At 69.8% G+C, this 23,826-nt stretch carries 27 protein-coding genes; 10 read left to right on the top strand and 17 right to left on the bottom strand.

The features are described from left to right. From flgK to ABAZ39_RS29990, 6 genes are all read left to right on the top strand, one after another. Positions 1-1,398: a flagellar hook-associated protein FlgK gene (flgK, locus tag ABAZ39_RS30015; RefSeq protein WP_040137953.1), complete on the top strand. Its 1,398-nt coding sequence runs from the start codon at positions 1-3 to the stop codon at positions 1,396-1,398. Positions 1,399-1,402: 4 nt separating this feature from the next. Continuing rightward, positions 1,403-2,467, top strand: coding sequence for a flagellin (locus ABAZ39_RS30010; RefSeq protein WP_040137952.1), 1,065 nt, complete (start codon positions 1,403-1,405; stop codon positions 2,465-2,467). A gap of 40 nt (positions 2,468-2,507) precedes the next feature. After that, complete coding sequence (locus ABAZ39_RS30005; protein WP_040138371.1) at positions 2,508-3,644, top strand: flagellar basal body P-ring protein FlgI; 1,137 nt, start codon at positions 2,508-2,510, stop codon at positions 3,642-3,644. A gap of 24 nt (positions 3,645-3,668) precedes the next feature. Then, on the top strand, positions 3,669-3,974 hold the full coding sequence (locus ABAZ39_RS30000) for a rod-binding protein (RefSeq protein WP_040137951.1): 306 nt from the start codon (positions 3,669-3,671) through the stop codon (positions 3,972-3,974). Next, the gene (locus tag ABAZ39_RS29995; RefSeq protein ID WP_040137950.1) at positions 3,971-4,498 is read left to right on the top strand and encodes a flagellar protein FlgN; all 528 of its coding nucleotides are present in this window, start codon (positions 3,971-3,973) and stop codon (positions 4,496-4,498) included. Before ABAZ39_RS30000 ends, ABAZ39_RS29995 begins: the two co-directional genes overlap by 4 nt. An 86-nt stretch (positions 4,499-4,584) precedes the next feature. After that, on the top strand, positions 4,585-5,586 hold the full coding sequence (locus tag ABAZ39_RS29990; RefSeq protein WP_040137949.1) for a glycosyltransferase family 9 protein: 1,002 nt from the start codon (positions 4,585-4,587) through the stop codon (positions 5,584-5,586). Positions 5,587-5,665: 79 nt separating this feature from the next. Here ABAZ39_RS29990 and ABAZ39_RS29985 read toward each other — a convergent pair whose 3' ends face one another. From ABAZ39_RS29985 to ABAZ39_RS29945, 9 genes are all read right to left on the bottom strand, one after another. Beyond that, the gene (locus ABAZ39_RS29985) at positions 5,666-6,205 is read right to left on the bottom strand and encodes a hypothetical protein (RefSeq protein ID WP_040137948.1); all 540 of its coding nucleotides are present in this window, start codon (positions 6,203-6,205) and stop codon (positions 5,666-5,668) included. Positions 6,206-6,319: 114 nt separating this feature from the next. Beyond that, entirely contained in the window at positions 6,320-7,420 is a 1,101-nt protein-coding gene (gene flhB / locus ABAZ39_RS29980) for a flagellar biosynthesis protein FlhB (protein WP_040137947.1), read from the bottom strand. Between the two features lie 24 nt (positions 7,421-7,444). Then, positions 7,445-8,203 carry a flagellar biosynthetic protein FliR gene (locus ABAZ39_RS29975; RefSeq protein WP_040137946.1) on the bottom strand — a complete coding sequence of 253 codons (759 nt, stop codon included), beginning with the start codon at positions 8,201-8,203 and terminating at the stop codon, positions 7,445-7,447. A gap of 10 nt (positions 8,204-8,213) precedes the next feature. After that, entirely contained in the window at positions 8,214-10,307 is a 2,094-nt protein-coding gene (gene flhA / locus ABAZ39_RS29970) for a flagellar biosynthesis protein FlhA (protein WP_014199657.1), read from the bottom strand. A 70-nt stretch (positions 10,308-10,377) separates the two neighbouring features. Next, on the bottom strand, positions 10,378-11,148 hold the full coding sequence (locus ABAZ39_RS29965) for a lysozyme family protein (RefSeq protein ID WP_040137945.1): 771 nt from the start codon (positions 11,146-11,148) through the stop codon (positions 10,378-10,380). A gap of 1 nt (position 11,149) precedes the next feature. Next, complete coding sequence (fliQ, locus tag ABAZ39_RS29960; RefSeq protein ID WP_014199655.1) at positions 11,150-11,416, bottom strand: flagellar biosynthesis protein FliQ; 267 nt, start codon at positions 11,414-11,416, stop codon at positions 11,150-11,152. A gap of 146 nt (positions 11,417-11,562) precedes the next feature. Then, positions 11,563-11,928: a flagellar hook-basal body complex protein FliE gene (gene fliE, locus ABAZ39_RS29955; protein ID WP_051658744.1), complete on the bottom strand. Its 366-nt coding sequence runs from the start codon at positions 11,926-11,928 to the stop codon at positions 11,563-11,565. A 13-nt stretch (positions 11,929-11,941) separates the two neighbouring features. Continuing rightward, entirely contained in the window at positions 11,942-12,361 is a 420-nt protein-coding gene (gene flgC, locus ABAZ39_RS29950) for a flagellar basal body rod protein FlgC (protein WP_040137944.1), read from the bottom strand. A gap of 20 nt (positions 12,362-12,381) precedes the next feature. Further along, positions 12,382-12,774, bottom strand: coding sequence for a flagellar basal body rod protein FlgB (locus ABAZ39_RS29945; RefSeq protein WP_040137943.1), 393 nt, complete (start codon positions 12,772-12,774; stop codon positions 12,382-12,384). A 125-nt stretch (positions 12,775-12,899) separates the two neighbouring features. Between ABAZ39_RS29945 and fliI the strand changes: the two genes are divergently transcribed. Then, positions 12,900-14,240, top strand: coding sequence for a flagellar protein export ATPase FliI (gene fliI, locus ABAZ39_RS29940; RefSeq protein ID WP_040137942.1), 1,341 nt, complete (start codon positions 12,900-12,902; stop codon positions 14,238-14,240). Then, positions 14,237-14,836 (top strand): hypothetical protein, encoded by a 600-nt coding sequence (locus tag ABAZ39_RS29935; protein WP_040137941.1) that lies wholly within the window; start codon positions 14,237-14,239, stop codon positions 14,834-14,836. Before fliI ends, ABAZ39_RS29935 begins: the two co-directional genes overlap by 4 nt. A gap of 6 nt (positions 14,837-14,842) precedes the next feature. Here the strand turns inward: ABAZ39_RS29935 and ABAZ39_RS29930 are convergent, their stop codons facing one another. Continuing rightward, positions 14,843-15,715, bottom strand: coding sequence for a LysR family transcriptional regulator (locus ABAZ39_RS29930; RefSeq protein ID WP_040137940.1), 873 nt, complete (start codon positions 15,713-15,715; stop codon positions 14,843-14,845). Between the two features lie 263 nt (positions 15,716-15,978). On the opposite strand from ABAZ39_RS29930, the gene ABAZ39_RS29925 reads away from it, so the two are divergent. After that, the gene (locus ABAZ39_RS29925) at positions 15,979-17,175 is read left to right on the top strand and encodes an MFS transporter (protein WP_247881812.1); all 1,197 of its coding nucleotides are present in this window, start codon (positions 15,979-15,981) and stop codon (positions 17,173-17,175) included. Between the two features lie 24 nt (positions 17,176-17,199). Here the strand turns inward: ABAZ39_RS29925 and ABAZ39_RS29920 are convergent, their stop codons facing one another. The 7 genes from ABAZ39_RS29920 to ABAZ39_RS29890 all read right to left on the bottom strand — a co-directional run bounded on the left by ABAZ39_RS29920 (position 17,200) and on the right by ABAZ39_RS29890 (position 22,845). Continuing rightward, the gene (locus tag ABAZ39_RS29920) at positions 17,200-18,234 is read right to left on the bottom strand and encodes a hypothetical protein (protein WP_014199647.1); all 1,035 of its coding nucleotides are present in this window, start codon (positions 18,232-18,234) and stop codon (positions 17,200-17,202) included. An 88-nt stretch (positions 18,235-18,322) separates the two neighbouring features. Further along, the gene (locus ABAZ39_RS29915) at positions 18,323-19,117 is read right to left on the bottom strand and encodes a DUF1217 domain-containing protein (RefSeq protein ID WP_040137939.1); all 795 of its coding nucleotides are present in this window, start codon (positions 19,115-19,117) and stop codon (positions 18,323-18,325) included. Further along, the gene (locus ABAZ39_RS29910; RefSeq protein WP_040137938.1) at positions 19,114-19,491 is read right to left on the bottom strand and encodes a FlaG family protein; all 378 of its coding nucleotides are present in this window, start codon (positions 19,489-19,491) and stop codon (positions 19,114-19,116) included. Before ABAZ39_RS29910 ends, ABAZ39_RS29915 begins: the two co-directional genes overlap by 4 nt. 4 nt (positions 19,492-19,495) lie before the next feature. Then, complete coding sequence (locus tag ABAZ39_RS29905; RefSeq protein ID WP_040137937.1) at positions 19,496-19,933, bottom strand: flagellar biosynthesis repressor FlbT; 438 nt, start codon at positions 19,931-19,933, stop codon at positions 19,496-19,498. Continuing rightward, positions 19,923-20,315 carry a flagellar biosynthesis regulator FlaF gene (flaF, locus tag ABAZ39_RS29900; protein WP_040137936.1) on the bottom strand — a complete coding sequence of 131 codons (393 nt, stop codon included), beginning with the start codon at positions 20,313-20,315 and terminating at the stop codon, positions 19,923-19,925. The genes ABAZ39_RS29905 and flaF overlap by 11 nt, the downstream gene beginning before the upstream one ends. A 127-nt stretch (positions 20,316-20,442) precedes the next feature. Further along, the gene (locus ABAZ39_RS37605) at positions 20,443-21,687 is read right to left on the bottom strand and encodes a flagellin N-terminal helical domain-containing protein (protein WP_014199642.1); all 1,245 of its coding nucleotides are present in this window, start codon (positions 21,685-21,687) and stop codon (positions 20,443-20,445) included. Positions 21,688-22,056: 369 nt separating this feature from the next. Further along, entirely contained in the window at positions 22,057-22,845 is a 789-nt protein-coding gene (locus ABAZ39_RS29890) for a response regulator transcription factor (RefSeq protein ID WP_040137935.1), read from the bottom strand. Positions 22,846-23,200: 355 nt separating this feature from the next. Here ABAZ39_RS29890 and ABAZ39_RS29885 point away from each other — a divergent pair, with 355 nt between their 5' ends. Next, positions 23,201-23,674 carry a hypothetical protein gene (locus tag ABAZ39_RS29885; protein ID WP_051658743.1) on the top strand — a complete coding sequence of 158 codons (474 nt, stop codon included), beginning with the start codon at positions 23,201-23,203 and terminating at the stop codon, positions 23,672-23,674. Positions 23,675-23,826 lie beyond the last annotated feature (152 nt).

Raw genomic sequence — 23,826 nt, 5'->3', positions numbered from 1 at the left:
ATGAGCCTCCAACTGGCCCTCAGCGCCGCCCTCTCCGGGCTGCGCGCGACCCAGCAGCAAGCCGCGCTGGTCTCGCACAACATCACCAACGCCACCACCGCGGGCTTCGTCCGCAAGGATCTGGCCGTCTCCACCGCGATCAGCGGCGGGCGCGGCCAGGGCGCGCGCGTCGACGGCGTGCTGCGCAGCGTGGACGAGTTCCTGATCCGCGACGCCCGGTTCGAGCAGAGCCGCTACACCGCGCAGGAAACCCGCGCCTCGGCGCTGGCCGACTACGCCACGGCGCTGGGCCAGCCGCAGGACGAGCGGTCCGTCTCCACCGCCCTGGCCAAGCTCCAGCAGTCCTTCAGCCAGCTCCGCAACCAGGCGGACAACGAGGCGGCGCGCACCGCCGTGGTGGATTCCGCGGAATCGCTGGTGCGCCGCCTGCACGACACCGCCGCCGCCGCCATCACCGTGCAGAACGACGCCAAGGCGCGACTCCAGTCCTCGGTCGACGAGGTCAACCGCTCGCTCGTCCGCATCGGGGAGCTGAACAGCGCCATCGCCACCCAGAAGGCCAAGGGCGCCGAGACCGGCGACCTGATGGACGAGCGTGACCGGCTGCTCGATCAGGTGTCGAGCGAGATCGGCATCCGCACCCACACCCGCGAAAGCGGGGAGGTGGTGGTGATGACCCGCAACGGCCAGACGCTGCTCGACCGCGAGCTTCCCATGGGCTCCCAGCCGCTGCAGCTCGTCGGCGGCGATCTGGTGGCTGGCGGCAAGATCATCTCCGACAACCCGGATCAGGACATCCAGAGCGGGCGCATCATGGGCTACGTCCAGACCGCCCACCAGGACATGCCGCGGGCGCTGGCCCAGCTCGACGAGCTGGCGGCGGGCATCGTGCAGCAGTTCCAGGCGGCGGAGGCCGACCCCACCCAGCCCGGCCTGTTCACCGACGCCGGCACCGCCTACGGCGCGACGGAAGGTCTGGCCTCGCGCATCGCCGTCAACGGCAGCGTGCGAAGCAACCCCTGGATGGTGCAGAGCGGCGTCCAGGCGGGCGCGCCGCTGGCGTCGGGCGACACCACGCAGATCGACCGCTTCCTGAACGCCTTCTCGGCCACCCGCAGCTTCGCCGCGGCGGACCTGCCCTCCTCGGCCACGCTGGGCGACTACGCCACCGGCATGGTCTCCACCCAGCAGGGCTACCGCACCACCGCCGAGTCCGAGATGAAGACCCGCAAGATCAGCGCCGACGCGCTGCAATCGGCGCGTCTCAACCGCGACGGCGTGAACGTCGACGACGAAATGCAGAAGCTGCTGCTGATCGAGCAGAGCTACGGCGCCAGCGCCCAGGTGCTCCAGGCCGCCGGGCGGATGCTCGACACGCTGCTCCAGATCCGGAACTGACGCCATGCTCTACAACGCCGTCTCCACCCTCGGCCTTTCCAAGCGCCTGCAGACCGCCAACACCGAGCTTCAGCTCGAACGGCTGCGCAACAACGACGAGATCGCCAGCGGCAAGCATTTCGACGTCGCCAAGGCGTTGGGTGCGCGCACCGGGCAGGCCATCGCGCTGCGCAACCTGTATGACGAGACCGACCAGACCCTGAAATCCACCGCCCTGCTGCAAGGCCGGCTGGGCACCATGGACAGCGCGCTGACCAACATCCTGTCCGCCGGGCAGGACGTTCTGGCCGCCGCCTCGGTCGGGCTGGGCCAGCCCTCGCCCACCGGCAGCTCGCTCCAGGTGCGGGCCCGCGCCATGCTGGAGCAGGTGGTTGGCATGCTCAACGCCTCCTCCGGCAACGGCTACCTGTTCGGCGGGGTGGAGGTGAAGACCGCCCCCATGCGCGCCGTGCAGGGCGACGAGTCCGGCCTGCCCTCGCCCATCCAGATCGTGCAGGACACCATCGCCGCGGCCACCGGAGGCACGTCATCGCCGCAGACCCCGGCCGAGACCGCCGCTGCCGTGGCGGCTCTGGACGACCTGTTCGCGACACCGTCGGCCTCGCCGCTCGGCTTCGAGGGCGGGTTCTACCAGGGGGCGCCGTCGACCGCACCGCGCCTCAGCGCCCGCCTCGACCGCACGACCGAGATTCCCTACGGCATCCAGGGCAACGACCCGGCCATGCGGGACCTGCTCCAGGGCCTCTACATGCTGGCCAGCGTCGACACCAGCCAACTGCCGCTGGACGCCTACAAGCCCTACATGGAGGCCGCGGTCGCCAAGGTGTCGGGCGGCATCGAGGGGGTGCGCGACGCCACCGCGCAGCTCGGCATCCACCGCGCGCAGCTCGACGACATCGCGGCGATGAACACGACGCAGCTCCGCATCCTCAACGACCAGCTCGACGCGATGGAAAGCGTCGATCCGGCGGAGGCCAGCCTGCGCATGAACCAACTCGAAGTGCAGATCGAGGCGACCGCGGCGGCCACCGCCCGCATCGCCCGGATGAGCCTCACCAATTACCTGTAGGACGGCACGGCCTCCCTGCGGGATGATGAAAGACGGTCTGATGAAGCATGGTCCGATCCGCCGAGCCCTCCGCGTGGCCGCGCTGGCCGCGGCCTGCCTGCTGGGCGCCGCCGCCGTGGCGGGCGACGGGCTGGCCCAGACGCGGGTAAAGGATCTCGTCACCTTCGACGGGGTGCGCCGCAACCAGCTCATCGGCTATGGCCTCGTGGTCGGGCTGAACGGCTCGGGCGACCGGCTGATCAACACGCCCTTCACCGAGCAGAGCCTGAAGGGCATGCTGGAGCGGCTGGGCATCAACACCCGCGACGAGGTGCTGCGCACCCGCAACGCCGCGGCGGTGATGGTCACGGCCTCGCTGCCGCCCTTCGCCCGCCAGGGCACGACCATCGACATCACGGTGTCGGCGCTGGGCGACGCCACCAGCCTGCTCGGCGGCACGCTGCTGGTCACGCCGCTGTTGGGCGCCGACGGGCAGGCCTACGCCGTGGCCCAGGGGTCGCTGTCGGTCAGCGGCTTCTCGGCGGGCGGCGTGGCCGCCAACGTGACCAAGGGCGTGCCGACCAGCGCCCGCATCGCCAACGGCGCCATCGTGGAGCGCGAGCTGAAATTCGCGCTGGACGAGACGACCGGCGTGCGCATGGCGCTGCGCAACCCCGACTTCACCACCGCCAACCGCATCGCCGACGCGGTGGCGCTGCGGCTGGGCAGCAGCGCCGTCCATGTGCTGGACGCGACCACCGTCGATGTGCGCATCCCGCCCCGCTACACCGGCGCGGTCGCCCGGCTGATCGGCGACATCGAGCAGCTCACCGTGCGCCCCGACGGCATCGCGCGGGTGGTGGTGGACGAGCGCAGCGGCACCGTGGTCATCGGCGACGACGTGCGCATCAGCCGCGTCGCCATCACCCAGGGCAACCTGACCGTCCGCGTGGTGGAGACGCCCCAGGTGTCGCAGCCGCAGCCCTTCTCCGACGGGCAGACGGTGGTGGTGCCGCGCACCGACGTGCAGGTGCAGGAGGGCAACGGGCGCCAGTTCGTGACCATTGGCGGCAACGTCAGCCTACAGCAGCTCGTCAACGGGCTGAACGCGCTGGGCGTCGGGCCGCGCGACATGGTGGCCATCCTCCAGGCCATCAAGGCGGCGGGCGCCCTGCACGCCGACCTGGAAATCATCTGACACCTCCGGCCGGACGACGACGCGATGGACATCTCCCCCCTTTCCCCAACCACCCCCGCCGCGAAACCCGCCGCCCAAACCCGATCCGCCGAGAAGGCCGGGCAGGAGTTCGAGGCGCTGATGGTCGGGCAGATGCTGGAATCCATGTTCGCCGGCGTGGAGACCGGCAGCGCCTTCGGCGGCGGCCAGGGCGAGCGGACGTGGCGCAGCTTCATGCTCCAGGAATACGGCAAGGCCATCGCCGAGGCCGGCACGCTGGGGATCGGCCGCATGGTCGAGGCCGACGTGGCCCGCCTCTACGGCCAGACGAGCGAAGGAACCAAGGGATGAGCCGCCGTTTCAAGGACCTGATCCGCGAATTCGCCCCCGACGCCAAGCCGGAGGCGGACACCGCCCCCATCGCTGCCCCGGAGCCCGAGAGTCCCGCGCTGGCCGACGGGCCGACCGCTGTGGTGATGACGGAGTTCCTCGACACGGTGGCGGAACTCAGCGTCCTGCTCGACGAGGAGACGGCGGCGCTCGCCGCCGGCGATCTGGAGGGGCTGGAGGTCTACGCCCGGCGCAAGCAGGCGATGGCCGACCGTCTGGGCGGCATCATGACCCAGGCGCAGTCGGGCACGCTGCGGCTGAACGACGACCTGCGCGCGATGATCCTGGAGCGGGTGGAACGGCTGGACCGCGCCATCAACGACAACGCGGCGGGGCTGGTCGCCATGCGCAAGGCCGTCCTGTCGATCAACCGCAGCCTTCTGGTGGCGCTGGAGAAAGCGGCCAGCGACGGCCTCTACGCCCCTTCCGGCCACGCCGTGCGCCCGGTCGAGCTGTCGGCGTCGGGCCTGAACGCCGAGCTGTAGACTCCGCCAATGCGGAGGGTTCCGCCGCCGGATGCGGGCGGCTATAGTCCGGCGTCCGCTTGGCCGCATCCTCCCGAGGCTTCCGCATGCCCGCAACCGACCGCGCCGGCTCTCCGTCGCTCGCCGTCTTCACCCATGGCGAGCTGATCGGCGACGCGCTCATCAAGATTCCCTTCGTGCGCGCCCTGAGGGGGCTGTTCCCGGACCACCGGATCACCTGGATCACCACCGAGGGCACCCATCTGGCGACCACGCTGCGCCCGATGATGGACGGGCTGATCGACGAGTTCCACGCCGACAGCGGGATCGGGCGCAGCCCGCTCGACCTGCTGAAGCGCATGCCCATCCGCGACCGCTTCTCCCTGGTGCTGGATACCCAGGCGCTGCCCTGGCGGACGCTGCTGGCGCGGCGGCTGAAGCACGACGTGTTCATCTCGGCCTGCGCCGGCTACCGCCTGTCCGACCGCCGCCCGCCACCCGGCTACGTGCGGCCGAAGCACGTGCTGGACCGCCTGTTCGACCTGCTGGAGGTGGCCGGCGGGCGGCGTCCCCCGCTGGACATGGCCGTCCCCATCCCAGCCGAGGCCGAGGCCGAGGCGCGTGCCGTCCTGCCCGACGGGCCGGGCTACGTCGCCATCGCGCCGGGAGCGGGCAAGCGGGTGAAATGCTGGCCGCTGGACCGTTTCGTGGAGCTGGCCCGCGCCCAGGCGGCGGGCGGGCGGGTGCCGGTCTTCATCCTCGGCCCGGCGGAGCTGGACTGGTTGCCCGAACTGCGCGCCGCCGTGCCGCAGGCGCTGTTCCCGCTCCAGGACGCCGAACTGGCCGAGCCGCGCTATTCCCCGGTGCGCACCATCGCGCTGACCCGGCGTTGCGCGGCGGCGGTCGCCAACGACAGCGGGACCAGCCATCTGTTCGGCCTCGCCGACGTGCCGCTGCTGACCCTCTACGGTCCGACCACCGCGGAGAAGCTGCGCCCGAAGGTGACGCGGGGCGCCGTGCTGACGGCCTCGGCCTTTGGCGGCCAGGAGATGGAGCGCATTCCCGCCGACGCGGCGATCAAGGAGGTCGAGGCGCTGATTCGTTTGTAATCCAGCAAACACCTTCGGCCGTCATAACCCTCTCCCCAGGGGAGAGGGGATTATAGAGGGTAGCGGTCCGGCTCTCGGATCAGCGCTTCACGGCGGGCGTGATCTCCCCCGCCTCCTCCAGCCGCCGCAGGCAGGCGACCAGGGCGCGTTGGAAGTTGCGGCCCTCGGAGGGCAGGTTCACCCCTTGGCCGGTCGTCCAGAACTCCACGAAGGCGCAATCGGCCGCACGGTCCGCGGTCGGCCATTCGACGGTCACGCCCAGCCCAAGCTCCGCCGTGCGGCGACGGCTGTCGGTGACCAGGATCTTCGCTTCCCAATGCATCCCGCCGCTGCCCGCCTCGGCGCGGCGGTGGCTCCACAAGCGCAGGTAATCGCGGAAGCTCTCGGAGGAGCGGTCGTGCTGGACGTAGGCGCTGCGGTCCACCACCGCAGGGGCGAGACGCAGCGCGTAGCGGGCCTGGGCGAGCGCCTGGGTCACTTCCGGGATCAGCCGGTCCATTTCCGCGAAGCTGCGCCGCACGTTGTCGGCCAGCGCGGTGGCCAGCGCCTCCCCCTTCAGCGCGCCGGAGGCGGCGCGGTCGGAGCGGTACATCTCGAACAGGTCGTCGCCGTCGCTCATTGCCGTGATGCGCCGCGGAAGGGAAGGATTTCTTTCGTCTACCGCCAAACCCGTTGAGAAGACATTAAGCGGACTTCCAATCCATTCGGCGTTCGCCCGATCACGCCCGCCCGATCACGCCCGTTGCGCCGGCTGCGCCGCCCCGCCGTTCTTCAGACGCAGCACATACATCATCACCTCCGCCACCGCTTGGTAATGCTGGAGCGGAATCACCGCGTCGACCTCCGACGCGGCGTAGAGGGCGCGGGCCAGCGGCGGATTCTCGATCACTGGAACGCCGTTTTCCTCCGCCACCGCGCGGATGCGCAGCGCCACGAGGTCGGCCCCCTTGGCGAGGCAGACCGGCGCCGGCATCTTGGACCGGTCGTACTCCAAGGCCACCGCGAAGTGGGTCGGGTTGGCGATCACCACCGTGGCGCGCGGCACGTTCGCCATCATGCGGCGTTTCGAGCGGTCGCGCCGGATCTCGCGCAACTTCGCCTTCAGATGCGGGTCGCCCTCGGTCTGCTTGAACTCGTCCTTCAGCTCCTGGAAGGTCATGCGCAGGCGCCGCCGCCATTCCAGCCGGTTCCACAGCACGTCCACGGCGGCCATCACCACCGTCGCCAACAGGACGGCCAGCAGCAGCCGCAGGGTCAGGTCCCGCAGCAGGTCGGGAAGCGCCGCAACGTCCATGCCCACGATCCCCTCCGTCCAATCGATGTAGGGCGCCACGGCGAACCAGACGGCGCAGGCGATGATCGCCAGTTTCACGAGACTCTTCACGAATTCGACCAGCGCGTGGCGCGCGAAGATGCGGCGCCAGCCGCTGAGCGGCGACAGGTGCGACAGCTTGGGCCGGATGCGGTCGCTCGCCGCCAGCAGCGGCCCCTGACCCACCGCCGACACCACCGCCCCGCCGACCAGCAGGCCCAGCACCGGCAGCATCGCCACCGCCACCCCGCCGATCAGCCAGCGCAGGCTGTTCATCACGTCGTAGGGACCGCCGTCGAGCCGGATGTCGTTCGGATTCTCGATCAGCGGCAGCAGCACCTCGGCGATGCGCGAGGCGGCGAGCGGCCCGCCGGCCGCGGCGATCAGCCAGGCCGCCGCCATGGTGGCGGCCAGACCGACGTCGCGGGCGCGGGGGACGTCGCCCTTCTCCATCGCCTCGCGCAGACGCTTCTCGGTCGGCTCCTCGGTTTTCTGTTCCTCGTCCTGGGTGTTGTCGGACATCGCCGCCCCCTCACCGCCCCCTTCTCATCGCCCGCCGAGCCAGCCGGCCATTGCGGCGAGCGCGGCGGTGACCATGGCGCCCGCCGTCACCAGGAAGACCAGCATCCCGCCGCCGACCATCGCCGGGGTGGCGACGAAATAGACGGGCATGGAGGGCATCACCCGGTTGACCAGGGCCAGCGCCATGTTGGCGATCATGCCGAACACCAGGAACGGCGCCGCCATCTGCACCCCCAGCCGGAAGGTGAAGCCGACGAGCTGGGCGTAGCGGCCCGCCACCATGCCGGGATCGGGCAGCGTCGCCGCCGGCCAGCTTCCGTAGGAGCGCACCAGCGCATCGATCATCAGGTAATGCAGGTCGAGCGCGAACAGCAGAGCCAGCCCGGCGATGACCAGCGTGCCCGATAGGATCGACCCGCTCTCGAACCCCGCCGCGTCGGTGCCGAAGGGGTTGGCGAGGCCCATCGCCTGGGCGGCGATGTTGCCGGCGACCTGAAGCGACGCCAGGAACAGCTTGGCCCCCAGCCCGAGGAAGGCGCCGGCCACCGTCTCCGCGAAGATCTGCTCCAGCATCACCGCGGCGTCGGGCGGCAGGCGGTCGGGCAGGCCGGGCACCGTCGGGGTCAGCGCCAGCGCAACGGGAATCGCGATGCACAGCCGCACCCGCGGCGGCACCGCCAATTCCCCGAAGCCCGGCAGCAGGCTGACCGCCGCGGCGACGCGGGCAAAGACCAGAAAGGCGCGGTAGACCTCCAGGCTGAGCAGGTCGGCGAGCGTGTCCATGACCTTTCCTTCAGACCTGGTCGATCGTCTTGACGGACACCTTGCGGTGCAGTTCGGCGTGGCTGATGACCGGGGTCATCGGGCTGACCCGCTCCAGCAGGGAGCGCACGAAGGGCCGCACCTCCGCCCCGACCAGCAGCGCTGGCCAGACCTGGGGCGTGGCGTGCTTCTGGATGGTGATGCGCAGCGCGGTCAGGAATTCCTGCACCTGGGTCGGCGGCATCGCGAAGCGGCGGTCCTCGCCCTCGGCGATGACGCTCTGCTGGAGCGCCTGCTCCCAGCGCGGGGTCAGGACGATGACCGGGACGAAGCCGTCGGGTGCCGTCAGCGACTGGCAGATCTGCTGGCCGAGCCGAGCCCGCACATGCTCGGTGACCAGCGTGATGTTGCGCGTCCAGTTCACCGCCTCGGCGATGGCCTCGACGATGGCCGGCAGGTTGCGGATCGACACCCGCTCCGCCAGCAGCGCCTGGAGCACGCGCTGCACCACCACCAGCGTGATGCGCGACGGCACCATGTCGGCGATCAGCTTCTGGTACTCCCGCCCCAGCCCGTCCAGCAGCTTCTGCATGGCGGCGAAGGTCAGCAGGGTCGAGAGGTGGTCCTTGATGACCTCGGTCAGGTGGGTGGTGATGACGCTTTCCGGGTCGACCACCGTGTAGCCCTTGGCGATGGCCTCCTCGTGCCGCGCCGGGTCGATCCAGCGGGCCTGGAGGTTGAAGGTCGGCTCCCGCGTCGCCTCGCCGGGCAGGTCGGGGGCCGCCCCGCCGGACGGGTCGATGGCGAGCAGCTGCTTGGGCCGCACCTCGCCGCTCGCCACCTCGACGCCCATGACGCTGACCACATAGCCTTTGGGCGGCAGGAAGCTGCTGTCCTTGATGCGCACCGACGGCAGGATGAAGCCGAATTCCTTGGCGAAACGCTTGCGCAACGTCTTCACCTTGCCGGTCAGCGGCCCGTTCTTGTTGAGGATCAGCGGGACGAGGTGGTTGCCGACCTCCACCTTGACCTCGTCCACCTTCAGCATGTCCTCCACCGCCTCCTCGGCCGGGGCGGTCGGGGCCTTGCGGCTTTCCTCCAGCCGGGCGAGCGCGGCGCGACGCATCTTGCCGCGCATCGCGTACCAGCCCGCCGCGCCGAAGCCCCCGCCCAGCAGGACGAAGGGGGCGGCGGGCAGGCCCGGCGTGACGCCCAGCGTGCAGAGCAGCCCGCCCGCCACCATCAGCGCCTTGGGATAACCGCCGAGCTGGGCGAGCACCGCCTGATCGGCGGAACCGACGTTGCCGCCCTTGGTCACCAGCAGGCCGGCGGCCAGCGAGACGACCAGCGCCGGGATCTGCGTCGCCAGACCGTCGCCCACCGTCAGGATGGTGTAGACCGACGCCGCGGATTCGAAGGACATGCCCTGCTGGGCCATGCCGATGGCCATGCCGCCCAGCACGTTGATCGCGGTGATGACCAGCCCGGCCACCGCGTCGCCGCGCACGAACTTCGACGCGCCGTCCATGGCGCCGAAGAAGGTGCTCTCGTCCTCCAGCTCCTTGCGGCGGCGGCGGGCCTCGACGTCGTCGATCATACCGGCGGACAGGTCGGCGTCGATGGCCATCTGCTTGCCGGGGATGGCGTCCAGCGTGAAGCGCGCCCCGACCTCGGCGATGCGGGTGGCGCCCTTGGTGATGACCACGAAGTTGATGACGATCAGGATGGCGAAGATCACCACGCCGATCACGAAATTGCCGCCCATGATGAACTGGCTGAAGCCCTCGATCACATGGCCGGCGGCGGACGGGCCGGTGTGCCCGTGGCTGAGAATCAGGCGGGTGGACGCGATGTTCAGCGCCAGCCGCAGCACCGTGACGACCAGCAGCACGGTCGGGAAGGACGAGAAGTCCAGCGGCCGGGAGATCCACAGCGAGACCATCAGGATCAGCACGCTGACCGCCAGCGACAGCGCCAGCCCGAGGTCGAGGAACCAGGTCGGCACCGGCAGGAACAGCACGGCCAGCACCAGCACGATGGCCAGCGCGAACAGCACGTCGCGGTTCGCCAGCCCGGCATCGCCGAGGCTGGTCATCCGGTTCCGAAGGGTGTCCGTGAAAGCCATGCGGGAACTCCAGGGTGCGGCACCGTTGGTACGCTAGCGTCCCGCGGTAAAACCGGCTTTTACGTCGGGGTCAGTCCGCGCCCGGCAGGAGGGGTTTCACCGCCGCGTTGGCGTAGAGGCTGGACAGGAAGGACAAGCGGCCCAGCTCCGCCCGGCCCCAGGCGGGCAGCGCACCGGGGGCGGCTTGGGAAGTGGCCACTTGCGGGCCGGCGGCCAGCGTCTTCAGGTAATCCATGGCGCCGGCCACCCAGCGCCGGTTGCCGCCGACCCGCTCGCGGTAGGCCGCTCCGCGCTCCGACTGGGCGGAGTGGTAGCGGGCGATGGCGGCGTCCAGCGATCCCTGCGCGCGGTGCAGGTCGCCCAGGAAGCGCGCGGCGTAGCGGGCGTTGGCGCGCGGGTCGAAGGCGGTCTCCAGGTCGGGAAAGGCGTCGGGGTGCCATTTCAGGTTCACCTGGAGGCAGCCGACGTCGATGGAGCGCGTGCCCCGCGCCTGCGCGGCGCGCACGAAGGCGATGGCCTCCTCGCGCGTCGGAAAGTACTGGGAGGCGCCTTCGGTGTTGACGGTCCAGGGCCAGACGGTGAACAGCCGGTCGGCGGTCATCCGCCCGGCCTCGGTGAAGCCCATGGCGAGCAGCATGTGGTCGGCCACCCCCGCTTCGCGCTCCGCCGCCAGGATGGCGTCGATGCAGGCGGCCTCCGGCGGCAGGCTGCGCGCGGGCAGGACCCGCGGCGCGTAGAGGGCGGTGGACCATGTGCCGATCTGCGCGGCCGGCGGCTTCACGTCCGCGGCGGTCGCGGTTCCGGCCAGGAGCAGCGCCGCCAGTCCGGCCAGCCGGCGCATGTCACCGCACCGAGACGATCAGGCTGCCCAGCCGGTCGGCGTAGGTGGTCAGCGCGCCGTACATGAAGGGCAGCGCCAGCACGGTGGTGACCAGGATGGCGACGATCTTCGGCACGAAGGTCAGCGTCATCTCCTGCACCTGGGTCAGCGCCTGGACCAGCGAGATCGCCACGCCCACCAGGACCGCGATGACCAGCGGCGGGGCGGCGATCAGCAGCATCGTCCAGATGCCCGTGCGCAGGACTTCCAGCACGTCGGCTTCGTTCATGGGGGTTCTCCTGGGGAGCGGTTGCCCCCACCCTTCCCACTTCGCGGGCCCCTTCCCTCCCCCGCTTCGCAGGGGAGGGAATTCGGTCCCTCTCCTGCGAAGCGGGGGAGGGTTAGGGAGGGGGCAATGCGTCCCAACACACGCGCTCAAATCGCCATCCGCATGACGTCCTGATAGGCCTGCACCATGCGGTCGCGAATCGACACCACCGTCTGCACGGTCATCTCGGCGGCGAGCACGGAGCGCACGACCTCGTGCGTGCCGGCCTTGCCGGCGACGGCGGCGACGGACATGCGCTCGCCCTCGTTCAGCGTCTCCACCGCCTGCGACACCTGACGGTCGAGGAAGGCGCCGAAGCTGCTCTCCGCCGACGCCGCCGTCTCGGCGGACGGCGATGCCGCGGAAGCCGCCGCAGCGGGCGGGGTGGCGAGCGAGGCGGCGGGCGCCGGCTGGGCCAGGGGCGCGCGGTGGAGGCTGTAGGCGGCGGCGGCGCGGCCGATGGGTTCGATCATGCTCTGGGTCTCCTCAGCCGCGCAGAAGGTCGATCATGCGGCTCATCATGCTGCGCGACTGCTCGATGACGTTGACGCTCGCCTCGAAGGACCGGCTGGCCTCGCGCATGTCCATCATCTCGATCAGCGGCTGGACGTTCGGGCGCTTGACGTAGCCCTTCTCGTCGGCGGCGGGGTGCGAGGGCTCGTAGACGAGTTGGAAGTCGCTGCGGTCGCGCCCGATCTGCTTGACCTTCACGATCTCCGACCCGGCGGCGCGGTCCATCGTGGTCGCAAAAGACACGGTCTTGCGGCGGTAGGGATCGCCGCCCGCGGTCATGGCGGTGGAGTCGGCGTTGGCGATGTTCTCGGCGACCACGCGCAGCCGGGTGCCCTGCGCCTGCAGGCCCGAACTGGCGATCCGCATCGTCGCGGCCAGGGGATCGGTGAGCATGGGAGGGAACTCCGAAGTCGTCAGCCGGCGCGCCAGGCGGCGCGCAGGATCTGCAGGTTGCGCTGGAACAGGCCGGCGGTCAGGGCGAAGGCGTCGCGCGTCTCGCTGCCCTTGTTCATCTCCTGCTCCAGCGACACGGCGTTGCCGTCCGGCGTGGTTTCCCACTGCTCGGGCTTGCGCGCCTCCTGCACCGCGCCGGACGGGTTGAAGCCCGTCAGATGCATAGGCGAGGTGAGCGCGGGCGCCACCGTCTGCGGGCCATCCATCAGCGCCGCGAAGGGCTTCAGGTCCTTCGGCTGATAGCCGGGCGTGTTGGCGTTCACGACGTTGGCGGCGATCAGCTTCTGCCGCTCCGCCAAGTAATCGAGCCGCGCGCCGGTCAGCCGAAACACCGAAATATTGCTAAAATCCATTGGAACGGCCCTATCGCAAAGCCGGAAAGCAAGGCAGGGCCAAGATGACGCCCGCCGTTTAAAACCGGATTTAAAATCCTCGTGGCAGGATCACCGCATTCCGACACGGCGGAGACGTACCGGCGATGCGTGTGCTTTCCAACCTTCTGTCCGAGATCGAGCGGATGCCGACCCGATCCTGGCGCGGCGAGATCCGCAGCGCCGCCGGCATGACGCTGGAGGTCGAGGGTCTGCGCCGTGTGCTGGCGGTGGGCGACAAATGCTGGGCGGAGACGGCGCGCGGCCAGCGCCTGCTGTGCGAGACCATCGGCTTCCGCCAGGGCCGCACGCTGCTGATGGCCTTCGACAACCTCGACGGCGTGGCGGAGGGCTGCGCCGCGGTCACCGACGACACCGCCTTCACGCTGCGCCCCGGCCCCGGCTGGCTGGGCCGCGTGGTCAACGCGCTGGGCGAGCCAATCGACGGGCGCGGCCCCTTGCGCAACGGCCACCACGCCCGCCCGCTGCGCGCCGCCCCGCCGCCGGCCTACGCGCGGCGCCGGGTCGGGGCGAAGATGGACACCGGCGTGCGCGCCATCGACGTCTTCACACCCATTTGCCGCGGCCAGCGCATGGGCGTCTTCGCCGGGTCGGGCGTCGGCAAATCGACGCTGCTGTCGATGGTCGCCCGCCACGCCGGGGCCGACGCCATCGTGATCGGGCTGGTCGGGGAACGCGGGCGCGAGGTGCAGGAGTTCATCCAGGACGACCTGGGGGCGGACGGCCTCGCCCGCTCCGTCGTCGTCGTCGCCACCTCGGACGAGCCGCCGCTGATGCGCCGGCAGGCCGCCTATCTCTGCCTGACCGTGGCGGAGGAGCTGCGCGACCGCGGCCTGCACGTCCTCTGCCTGATCGACAGCGTGACGCGCTTCGCCATGGCCCAGCGCGAGATCGGGCTGGCCGCCGGGGAGCCGCCGACCGCCAAGAGCTACCCGCCCAGCGTCTTCGCCGAACTCCCCAAACTGATGGAGCGCGCCGGGCCGGGACAAGAGGGCCAGGGCGACATCACCGGCATCTTCACCGTGCTGGTGGACGGCGACGACCATGACGAGCCCATCGCCGACGCGGTGCGCGGTATCCTGGATGGCCACATCGTGCTGGACCGCCGCATCGCCGAGCAGGGGCGCTACCCCGCCGTCAACGTGCTGCGCAGCGTGTCGCGCCTGCTTCCCGGCTGCCATACGGCGGAGCAGAACACCCTGCTGCGCCGCGCGCGGAGCCTCGCCGCCACCTACGACAACATGCGGGAGCTGGTGCGCATCGGCGCCTACAAGCAAGGCACCGACGCGGAGGTGGACGACGCCGTCGCGCTGAACCCGGCGTTGGAAGACTTCCTGCGCCAGGGCAAGGACGACGCCACGCCGTCCCCCGAGTCCTTCCGAATCCTCGACCGCATCCTCGCCGTTCCCGCCGGAGCCACGCCATGACCAACGCCACCGCGCTCGCCACTCGCGCGCTTGCCCCGACCACCGCCGCACGGGACGCCGTGAAAGCTCCGGCAAAGCAGGAGGCGGCGGACCTCAGCCTGGATTTCGGCGACCTGCTGGACGCGGTGAATCCGCTCCAGCACCTGCCGGGGGTGTCGCAAATCTACCGCCACGCCACCGGCGACGACATCGGCCTGCCGGCGCGGCTGGCCGGCGGCTTTCTGTTCGGCGGCCCCATCGGCCTGCTGGGAAGCGCCGCCATGGCCGCCTTCGAGGCGGTGACCGGCGACGATCCGCTGGGCCACCTCGTCACGCTGGCGGAGGGCGGCCCGGACGAGACGAAGGCCCCGGCGAAGGACGCGCCGTCCAACGCCCCGCCCCTGCCCTTCCTCGCCGGGCCGGCGCATGAACATCCGGCGGACCATCGCCCGTCCCCGGCCGTGCTGGCGGAGGCGCTCGCCCGCAAGGCACCGGGCACCGATGCCGCGGCGGACGCACCGGCGCCCAAGGCGGAGCAGCCCGCCCCGCAAATCCTCGCGAAGCTCTATGAGTTGCACGCCACCCAGCCGGCGGACCGCCCGGCCGTCCGGCTCTGACCCCGGTCAGCGCAGCGCCTTCGCCAGCACGTCCATGAACAGCCGAACCTTCGGCGGCACGAAGCGCGCCGAGGGATGGACGCCCCACACCGCCAGCGGCTCAAGCTCGCCATCGCAGAGGCGGAGCGCGACCAGCGCGCCGCGCGCCACCTCGTCGCGCACGTCCCACTCGGACAGGACGGCGATGCCGAGCCCGGCGAGGCAGATGTCCCGCAACCCCTCGATGGAGTTGGCTGTGAAGCGGCCGCGCACCCGGATGCGCCGCTCCCGCCCGTCGCCCGCGAAGCTCCAGTGGGTCGTGCCGGACAGGCACAGGCACTCGTGCTCCGCCAGATCAGCGACGGTGGCGGGCGTCCCTCGGGCCGCCAGATAGCCGGGCGTGGCGTAGAGCCCCCGCGGGTTGTCGGCCAGCCGCCGCGCGATCAGCGCGCTGTCGTTCAGACGCGCGATGCGGATGGCGAGGTCGATGCCCTGCCCGACGATATCCACCACCGTGTCGGTCAGCAGCAGATCGACCGAGACCTGCGGGTTGTCCGTCAGGAAGTCCGCGACCACCGGCACCACCACCTTGCGCCCGAAGGCGGCGGAGGCGGTCAGCCGCAGCAGCCCCGACGCCCCGGCGGAGGACGGGCGGACACTGGCCCGCGCCGCCGCCTCGTTCTCCAGCATCGCCTGGGCGAAGGGCAGCATCGCCTCCCCCTCCGGCGTTAGGGCGAGGGAGCGGGTGGTCCGCTGCATCAGCCGCGCGCCCATGGCCTCCTCCAGCGCGGCCAGCCGCCGGGTCGCCATCAGCGGCGAGATGCCCAGCCGCCGCGCCGCCCCGGCAAGGCTGCCGGCCTGGGCGGCTTCCACCAGAACGGCGAGTCCGGCGAGGTCCATTGCTTCATATTCCGACATACAGGCCATTCATTCTGCATGACTGATGCGGATTGTGAAAGTGCGATAGGGTCCGGTTCAAGGTTTTCGCACGTTGAAAACCCCTCTCCCGCCCCGGGAGAGGGAGGGGCCCGCCGCAAAGCGGCGGGAGGGTGAAGGTGCCGCCTAGGATCAGCGCTTCGATCCTTGGCAGCACCCTCTCCCGGCGCCTCCGGCGCCACCCTCTCCCGGGGCGGGAGAGGGATTGTCGGAAAGGACCGCATGTCATGAGCATCACCGACACAATGCCCCACACATCGACCCACGCACCCGACCAGACCCGGCTCGGGCGCGGGCTGACCTTCGCCATGGCGACCGCCGCGGGGCTGGCCGTCGCGAACATCTACTACAACCAGCCCATGCTGGGCCTGATCGAGGACGACCTGCCCGGCCCGCTGACCGGCATGATCCCGACCGCCACGCAGCTGGGCTACGCCGCCGGCCTGCTCCTGCTGGTGCCGCTGGGCGATCTGGTGGAGCGGCGGCGGCTGATCGTCGGGCAGTTCCTGCTGCTCGCCGCGGCGCTGGTCGCGACGGCGCTGGCGCAGGGGCCCGCCCTGCTGGTCGCCGCCTCGCTGCTGCTCGGCGTCTCGGCGACGGTGGCCCAGCAGATCGTTCCCTTCGCCGCGCATCTCGCCTCGCCGCAGCGGCGCGGGGCGGCGGTGGGAACCGTCATGTCGGGGGTGCTGACCGGCATCCTGCTCAGCCGCACGCTGGCCGGCTTCGTCGGGACGCACGAGGGCTGGCGCGCCATGTTCTGGCTGGCCGTGCCGCTGGCGCTGGCTGCGGCCGCGCTGATGGCCGTCATGCTGCCACGCAGCCACCCGAACGCGTCCTTGCGCTACCCGGCGCTGATGCGCTCGCTGGTCCATCTGTGGCGGGAGTTCCCGGCCCTGCGGCTGGCCGCGGTCACCCAGGGGCTGCTGTTCGCCGCCTTCACCACCTTCTGGACCATCCTGGCGCTGCGTCTGGCCGAGCCGCGCTTCGGCCTGGGCGCCGACGCGGCGGGGCTGTTCGGCATCGTCGGCGCGGTCGGCATCCTGGCTGCCCCGATGGCCGGGCGGATCGCCGACCGCAGCGGGCCGCACCGGGTGATCCTGCTGGGCACGCTGCTGACGCTCGCCTCCTGGCTGCTGTTCGGGCTGTGGACGTCGGTCGCCGGTCTGGTCGCCGGGGTGATCCTGCTCGACTTCGCGGTCCAGGCGGCGCTGGTGTCGAACCAGCACATCGTCTACGCTCTGCGCCCCGAAGCGCGCGCCCGGCTGAACACCATCTTCATGGGCGGCATGTTCCTGGGCGGCGCGCTGGGGTCGAGTGCGGCGACGCTGGCCTGGAACGCCGGCGGCTGGGCCGCGGTGACCGGTCTGGGCATCGCCGTCGCCGCGGCGGCCACCGCCCTGCAGCTCGCCGCGCGGCGCCGGTAGGAGGTCTGTGGAATGCCGGGGGCCTCAGCGCCCCCCACTCCGCGCCGAGCGCTCCAGAGAGCGGATGTGGGACAGGCCCGGCAGGATCTCGGAGCGGATGAACTCCAAGCGGCGGACCGGGCCGCCGCCGCTGGAGAAACGGGCCTTCCACAGCGCCATCTTCACCGCCAGCCCGCACAGCACGCCGCCGATGGTGACGTGGTGGTTGGTGATCAGGTCGCGGATGCTGCGGAAACTCTGGGCGTTGATGTTGCGCCAGAAGTCCTTGGAGCGGTTGTCGAAGCTCTCGAACCGCCCGGTGATCGAGGCGGCGATCTCCGTCAGGTCGCGGCCCACCTCGTCGAGCATCCGGGCGTGTCGGGCGTCGCGGCGGACCTCGCTGAAGCCGCGCACCGCGTCCATCCAGGCCAGGAAGGCCTGCACGTCGGGCACAATCTCGTCCAGGCACTGCTTGAAATAGGCCAGCGACAGGAAGATGTCGCCGTACTCCTCCAGGAAGGCCGGGATGTCGGCCATGGCGATGTCCAGCCGGTCGGCCATCATGGTGAGCCGGCGGCGCACCTCCGCCAGATCGGGTTCGGCGAACAGGCGGATCAGATCCTCGACATTCTGCACCTGCACGTCGTCGCTGCCGTAGACGCTTTCGATCAGCGGGCGGGTGAAGACGCGCATGTAGCGGGTGAGCTGGTCCTTCCGGCGCTGCGACAGGCGCAGGGCGGCGTGCTCGTCCACCGCGATCTTCAGGCGGCGCAGCTCGATGCGCAGGGAATAGACGTCGAAGCTGGCGGCCTGGGCGATCTGCCCGATCATCAGAAGGTCGCGGTCCAGCTCGGGCGAACGGTTGCCGAAATGCAGCGGCAACTGGCTGGGCATCACCTGCCCGCTGCCGGCGTGGACGTCGTTGAACAGCTCCACCACCGTCTGGAGCCGGACGTTCTTGATCAGCCGCGCCCGGCGCAGACCCGGAGTCTCCAGCGGCAGGATGGTCATCGGCAGGATATGAAGGGAGTCGCGGGCGGTGTCCTCGTCCCGGTCGTCCGGGCCGGGCAGCAGGGCCACGACGTGCGGCCAGGTGCCCGGCGGCCTGGCCTGTCGGCTCGGCTGCACAGCCAATCTCCCGGAATTCGGCCTGCCGGAACGCCGCCGCTCAGAAGCGCGGGAAGTTCAGCAGCGACATGGTGATGGACGGGTCGATGGCGATGATCGAGGAGCGTCCGCGGCTGTTGATCGGCCCGATGTAGGGGAGGTTCGTGGAGGCTCCCGCGGGCCCGCCGTTCTTCAGGTCGTACATGGCCGAGAAGCGGTCCAGGAACTTCCCGAGCTTGGCCGGGTCCTTGAAATCGGCGATGTCGAAGCGCTTCTTCAGCTTGTCGACCAGCCGGTCGAGGTCGCCCAGCGCCGACTGCTCGGGAATGTCGAGCGCGGTGAAGACCACCTTCTGCAGCGCGCGGTCGGCCATCACCTGATACCAGTTGGTGATGCGCGACGCCTTGCGGTCGAAGTAGAGCGCCAGACGGACGGCGGGGTTGCTCTCCTCGGCCTTCACCTCCAGCGACACGTCGACGTAGCGGTCGACGATGGCCTTGACGATCGCCGGCTCCTTCAGCGTGGCGCCGCCCGTCTCCTTGAAGGACAGGACGGTGGCCATTTCCTTGAACTTGGCGTCGTTCATGCGGTTGGCCAGCGCCTCCGGGTCCTTCACCCCCTGGTCCAGCACCTTGCGGATGAGGGCACGTGCGTAGGTCTGGCTTTCCAGGTCGAAGGCCACCATGACGAAGCGGTAGAGCTTGTCGTCCTTCAGCAGCTCCTCGGCGCTGGAGATCTTGCCGATGTTGGCCTCGAAATAGGCGATGTTGCGCTTCACGTCGGGACGCGAGCGGATCATCGCGTCGTAGCGGTCCTGATTGCGGACGATCTGGCGATAATCCTGGAGCGTGCTCATGCCTTCACCTCCGGGGCCTTCGGCCGCCCGCTCTCCTCCGCCGCGTCCTCCGCCGGGTCGGCGTAGGACGGCGGGATGCGCAGGATCACCTCGCCGGTGTGGGTGTCGAGCACCTCGGTGGACAGGCGGCCCGTGCCGGGGTCGAGGTTGACGCGGTAGGGCGGGATGGGGTCGGGCTGGCGGCCGTTGTCGGATTCCGCCGACGCGCGGGTCTCCTCGACCACCTCGGTGGCCTTGATGGCTTCGGCCTGGGCGGCGCGCAGCCGGTCGGCCTGACGCTGGCGGGCTTCGGCGATCAGGTCGGCGCTGGCGGTGCCGCGCTCGCCGTTGACGCCGGACACGCCGCCGGTCAGTCCCTGGATGGGGGCGGGCATGGCGTCACGCCTCCACGCGAGTCTCGGGAACGCGCTCGTCCCGCGGGGAGCGCTGGGCGTTCAGCAGCCCGTCCTCGTAGGCCATCACCGGCCGCAGGCAGGCCAGCGCCTTGTAGTAGTCGCGGTCGCTGACGTTGCGCATCGCCTGCATGATGCGGTCCTGCATCTCCGGATGCATGAAGGCGGTGTAGAGCTTCGCCATCATGCCGGCGACGACGCTGCCGTACTGTTCCGCGGCCTGAGGGTCCAGAAGCATGCTCTGGATCAGGAAGTAAGCGCGGCGGACGGGGGTGTCGGCCTCGTCCTCCTGCATGATGTCGCTGCCGCGGATGATCTGGGCGAAGTTGCTGACGGTCAGGGTGTAGCGGCGGTTCTCGTTCTGCACGACGCAGCCGTTGATGACCACGCGCTCGCAGGGCTTGAGGCGGAGCTTAAGCGCCATAGGACGCCTCCATCGGAGCGGGGGCCTCCGTGCGGGCCACGCCCTGCAGGCCGCGCATGACCGACCGGTTGATGTCGATCAGCGTGCCCGCGTCGGCCTCGCCGCGCAGCACCTGGGTGGTCTGGCGCGCCACCGAGAAGGACAGCGAGACCAGCCCGGCGCGCAGCGCCTCGGGCAGGGCGTTGCCGTCCTCCAGCAGGTCGGCGCGCAGCGTGTTCCAGAGTTCCAGGTTGCGCCACAGCGCGTCCTTCAGCGCCGCCGACCGCCAGCCGGCGTCGCGGTTGGTCTCCAGATCCAGGGTGATGCGGAGGAAGACCAGATATTCGATGCGGCGCGGGTCTTCGCACTCGGCCATCGTCTGCTGGTAGGCGGCGATGCTCATGGTCGCACCTTATGCAACGCGCACGGGGGCGCCGGAATGGGGCTGGGGCGGGAAAAAAAATGGAGCCGGATCGGATAGGAAAAAGAGGCCGGCGCCCCCTCGGGAGAGGGACGCCGGCCGGACCGGGTTAGCGGAACAGCGAGAGAATGTTCTGCGGACCCTGGTTGGCGATCGACAGCGCCTGGGTGGCGAGCTGCTGCTGGACCTGGAGGGCCTGCAGGCGGCTCGATTCCTCGTTCATGTCGGCGTCCACCAAGGAGCCGATGCCCTTGTTCATCGAGTCGGTCAGCTTCGACACGAAGTCGTTCTGCACCGACACGCGGTTCTCGATGGAACCGATCACCGCGGCCTTGCCGATGGCCTTGTCGAGCAGGCCGTTGATGACCTCGAGCGACTTGGTGGCGTTGGAGGTCACGTCGATCTGCGTCAAGTCGGCCAAGCCGCCGAAGGCGTCGCTTTCCTTCGAACCGACCCACAGGCTGTCCACCTTGGCGGTGAAGTTGCCGTCGGTGTTCAGGTCCTGGTCGGTGAATTCCAGCTTGTCGCCGTTGAAGGCCACCTGGAAGTCGCCGCCGGCCGCGGTCAGGGCCGTGTTGACCGCGGTCTCGATCAGGCCCTGGGTGGTCGCCAGATCCGTGGTGTAGTCGATGCCCGACAGGTCCACCGTCACGGCGGTCTTGGTGCCCGCCTCGTTGGTGACGTTCAGGGTCAGGTTGCCCAGGCCCAGGTTCTGGCCGTCGATGAAGGTGGTGTCCGGCGCACCGATGGCGATGCCGACGCTGGCCTTCAGGTCGTTGGTGGAGTCCACCTGCTGCTCGATCGTGGCCTTGCCGACGATCGAGGTGACCTGCATGTCCTGGCGCTGGAAGCTGATGTAGCTCGGATCGACCGTGCCGGCGCTGCGGCTCAGCGACGCCAGGATGTCGACGTTCTGGTCCTTGGCCGTGCCGTCGTTGGAGTAGGTGATGCGCAGCAGGTTGTCGCCGTTGAAGGAGGCGTCGGCGGCGGCGCCCTTCACCAGCTTGACGAGCTGGTCGATGTCGTTCTGGATCAGCGACTTGTCGACGCCGTTGGTCTGGCCGGCGATGACGCGGGCCTTCAGCGTCTGCAGGTTCTCGACGATGTTCTTGGACGCCACCGACGCGGTGTTGGTCGTGCCCGAACCCAGTTCCAGCGATTCCTTCACCGCCTTGAAGCCGGCGACGTCGGCGCGCATGGTGGTCGCAATCGACCAGTAGGCGGCGTTGTCCTTGGCGTTGTTGACCTTGAGACCGGTCGAGATGCGATCCTGGGTGGTCGCCAGATCGTCGGTCACGCGGCGCAGCGTCTGCAGCGCGGTCATCGCCGAGGTGTTGGTCATGATCGAGGCCATGTGTATCTCCATTCGCGAGATGCAGAGCGCCTTTCTGACGCTGGGGCCGGGTGCGCGGGCCTTCCCACTTGGTTTTTATGGGCGCGCAACCGACCATTCGACTGTGACCGACCCCGTTTAAACCGGAGTAAAAAACCGCAGCCTTTCCAGGGTGACGCAGTCGTCTTTCAAAGATGGGCATCTTTTAAAAGTAATAGCGCATTTTATAAAAATGCGCCCGCTTACAAAAATACGATTGCCGCGCAAAGCGGCTCAGCCGCCGTCCCCCGGAGGGCCGCGGCCGTGGCGTCTTTCAAAATTTGGGGCAAAATGTCGGAAGCAGAAGGTCGGGCGGAACTTTGAAATTAAGGCGCCGTCACTCGGCGGCAGTCACTCGGCGGCGACGAGACAGCCGGGATGCAGGCCGGACGCGGCGAAGGGGATGGCCGGGAAGCGGCGGGCCGCGGACGCGGCGGCCGGAACGGCCTCTTCATGCTCGGGCGGGGCCTCGAACTTGTAGCCGCGTCCGTAGACGGTCTCGATGTAGCGGGCGCCGCCGGTGGCCTCGGCGATCTTCTTGCGGAGCTTGCAGATGTAGACGTCGATGACCTTGTCCAGCGGGTCGGCGCCGGACAGGCCGTAGACCTCGTCGTAGATGTGCTCCTTGGACACGACGCGGCGGTGGTGGGCGGCCAGCACGCCGAGGATGGCGTGCTCGCGCTGGCTCAGCCGCAGCCGCTCGCCGGCGACCTCCGGGTCGCGCCCGTCGAGGAACACCGTGAGCTGGCCCACCCGCACCGCGTTGCTCAGCAGGCCGCGCGAGCGCCGCCGCGCCACCTCGATGCGCGCCCGCACCTCGGCGCTGACCACCGGCTTGACCAGCACGTCGTCGGCCCCGGCGTGGAGCAGTTCCACCGTCGTCGCCACGCAGCGCCGGTCGAGCAGGCAGAGGATCGCCGCCCCGACCTGATACGCCCGCAGCGCCGCCACGCAGCGCGCCGGGTCCTCGACGCTGCCCAGGACGATGGCGTCGTAGCCGAGTCCTTCCGCGCCCTGCTCCCGCAGAAGCTCCTCCAGCCCGGCCCAGTCCTGGCGGTCGTAGCGGATCTTCCCCATGCCGAGCTGACGGCCGAGCGCGTCGGCGATCAGGGGGTTCGGTTCAACCAGGACAGCGCGCATGGGATTCTCCGCAACAGGGGTTTCAACTAGAGGGCGGGAGGACAAGGCACTTAAAATTTTCCTTAATTCCGAGTGCTTTATTTTCTCACACCCTCAGGTAATAGCCTTCCTGTACCGCGAGTCAACCATTCGGCTTACCTCAAGGGATAATGTTACGGCCCGCTTTTATATGACTTTTAATATCCGTTAAGGCGTAGATTCTTGGCTGCTCTTTGCCTCGAAATTCGAAGCATTTTCCTCCCGAGTTGCCCGCAACGCCGCACCTCCCCGGCCCTCCCCGCTCCGGCTTGAACCGGGCTTTAATCCGGCTGTATTTCACTGGTGGCGAGAGGATGCGAACGGGGGAGAGGAACCGATGCCGCGCAACAGACAGGCGATTGCCGGAACCGCCCTTGCGGGCGTCCTCCTGCTGGCGGGCGGCTGCGCGATGACCAGACCGGCACCCGACACCGCCTACCGGCAGGCGCTGGAGGCGGCGGTGGTGGCCGGGCGGTGCGAGGGGCCGACGGTGGAGGCGTTGTGGACCGCCTATGACCGCTGGTTCGCCGTGGCGGCCAGCCTCACCTCCTACCATCGCGGGACGGAGGCCGGCGCCCTGTTGCGGCAAGGAGAGGCGTTCCGCATCCTGGGCTGCCCCGCCGCGGCGCGCGACACCTACGAGACGCTTCTCCAGCGCTTCCCCGATCCCGATTACGAGCTGGAGCGCAACGCCGCCCGCCGCGGCCTGATGGAATTGCCGATCAACCCGCCGACGCCCCTGATACGCCCGGCGCCGGCCGTGACCTCGGCCCTGCGCGGCGGCGGCGGCACCGACCGCGGCGACGGTTGACCCACGGGCCCGTGTTGTGGATTCACGGGGCCGGGCCGTATGGCTGCCATGACGCTCCGCACCATTGTTCCCAGGCATGATATATCAGTAACCTGACGGTAAACCGGGCGAGAGACCCGGGCCATCCTTCCGCTTGCTGCCCTCCTGCCTGG

Origin of the sequence: Azospirillum argentinense (assembly GCF_000632475.1) — a bacterium.
Taxonomy (GTDB): domain Bacteria; phylum Pseudomonadota; class Alphaproteobacteria; order Azospirillales; family Azospirillaceae; genus Azospirillum; species Azospirillum baldaniorum.
Note: the sequence above shows the minus strand (reverse complement) of the source record. Positions and strands in the feature narration are given on the sequence as shown.

Excerpts from the sequence above, each read along its gene's own strand:
- flgK (WP_040137953.1), top strand. The coding sequence starts at position 1 with ATGAGCCTCCAACTGGCCCTCAGCGCCGCCCTCTCCGGGCTGCGCGCG.
- ABAZ39_RS30010 (WP_040137952.1), top strand. The coding sequence starts at position 1,403 with ATGCTCTACAACGCCGTCTCCACCCTCGGCCTTTCCAAGCGCCTGCAG.
- ABAZ39_RS30005 (WP_040138371.1), top strand. The coding sequence starts at position 2,508 with ATGAAGCATGGTCCGATCCGCCGAGCCCTCCGCGTGGCCGCGCTGGCC.
- ABAZ39_RS30000 (WP_040137951.1), top strand. The coding sequence starts at position 3,669 with ATGGACATCTCCCCCCTTTCCCCAACCACCCCCGCCGCGAAACCCGCC.
- ABAZ39_RS29995 (WP_040137950.1), top strand. The coding sequence starts at position 3,971 with ATGAGCCGCCGTTTCAAGGACCTGATCCGCGAATTCGCCCCCGACGCC.
- ABAZ39_RS29990 (WP_040137949.1), top strand. The coding sequence starts at position 4,585 with ATGCCCGCAACCGACCGCGCCGGCTCTCCGTCGCTCGCCGTCTTCACC.
- ABAZ39_RS29985 (WP_040137948.1), bottom strand. The coding sequence starts at position 6,205 with ATGAGCGACGGCGACGACCTGTTCGAGATGTACCGCTCCGACCGCGCC.
- flhB (WP_040137947.1), bottom strand. The coding sequence starts at position 7,420 with ATGTCCGACAACACCCAGGACGAGGAACAGAAAACCGAGGAGCCGACC.
- ABAZ39_RS29975 (WP_040137946.1), bottom strand. The coding sequence starts at position 8,203 with ATGGACACGCTCGCCGACCTGCTCAGCCTGGAGGTCTACCGCGCCTTT.
- flhA (WP_014199657.1), bottom strand. The coding sequence starts at position 10,307 with ATGGCTTTCACGGACACCCTTCGGAACCGGATGACCAGCCTCGGCGAT.
- ABAZ39_RS29965 (WP_040137945.1), bottom strand. The coding sequence starts at position 11,148 with ATGCGCCGGCTGGCCGGACTGGCGGCGCTGCTCCTGGCCGGAACCGCG.
- fliQ (WP_014199655.1), bottom strand. The coding sequence starts at position 11,416 with ATGAACGAAGCCGACGTGCTGGAAGTCCTGCGCACGGGCATCTGGACG.
- fliE (WP_051658744.1), bottom strand. The coding sequence starts at position 11,928 with ATGATCGAACCCATCGGCCGCGCCGCCGCCGCCTACAGCCTCCACCGC.
- flgC (WP_040137944.1), bottom strand. The coding sequence starts at position 12,361 with ATGCTCACCGATCCCCTGGCCGCGACGATGCGGATCGCCAGTTCGGGC.
- ABAZ39_RS29945 (WP_040137943.1), bottom strand. The coding sequence starts at position 12,774 with ATGGATTTTAGCAATATTTCGGTGTTTCGGCTGACCGGCGCGCGGCTC.
- fliI (WP_040137942.1), top strand. The coding sequence starts at position 12,900 with ATGCGTGTGCTTTCCAACCTTCTGTCCGAGATCGAGCGGATGCCGACC.
- ABAZ39_RS29935 (WP_040137941.1), top strand. The coding sequence starts at position 14,237 with ATGACCAACGCCACCGCGCTCGCCACTCGCGCGCTTGCCCCGACCACC.
- ABAZ39_RS29930 (WP_040137940.1), bottom strand. The coding sequence starts at position 15,715 with ATGGACCTCGCCGGACTCGCCGTTCTGGTGGAAGCCGCCCAGGCCGGC.
- ABAZ39_RS29925 (WP_247881812.1), top strand. The coding sequence starts at position 15,979 with ATGAGCATCACCGACACAATGCCCCACACATCGACCCACGCACCCGAC.
- ABAZ39_RS29915 (WP_040137939.1), bottom strand. The coding sequence starts at position 19,117 with ATGAGCACGCTCCAGGATTATCGCCAGATCGTCCGCAATCAGGACCGC.
- ABAZ39_RS29910 (WP_040137938.1), bottom strand. The coding sequence starts at position 19,491 with ATGCCCGCCCCCATCCAGGGACTGACCGGCGGCGTGTCCGGCGTCAAC.
- ABAZ39_RS29905 (WP_040137937.1), bottom strand. The coding sequence starts at position 19,933 with ATGGCGCTTAAGCTCCGCCTCAAGCCCTGCGAGCGCGTGGTCATCAAC.
- flaF (WP_040137936.1), bottom strand. The coding sequence starts at position 20,315 with ATGAGCATCGCCGCCTACCAGCAGACGATGGCCGAGTGCGAAGACCCG.
- ABAZ39_RS37605 (WP_014199642.1), bottom strand. The coding sequence starts at position 21,687 with ATGGCCTCGATCATGACCAACACCTCGGCGATGACCGCGCTGCAGACG.
- ABAZ39_RS29890 (WP_040137935.1), bottom strand. The coding sequence starts at position 22,845 with ATGCGCGCTGTCCTGGTTGAACCGAACCCCCTGATCGCCGACGCGCTC.
- ABAZ39_RS29885 (WP_051658743.1), top strand. The coding sequence starts at position 23,201 with ATGCCGCGCAACAGACAGGCGATTGCCGGAACCGCCCTTGCGGGCGTC.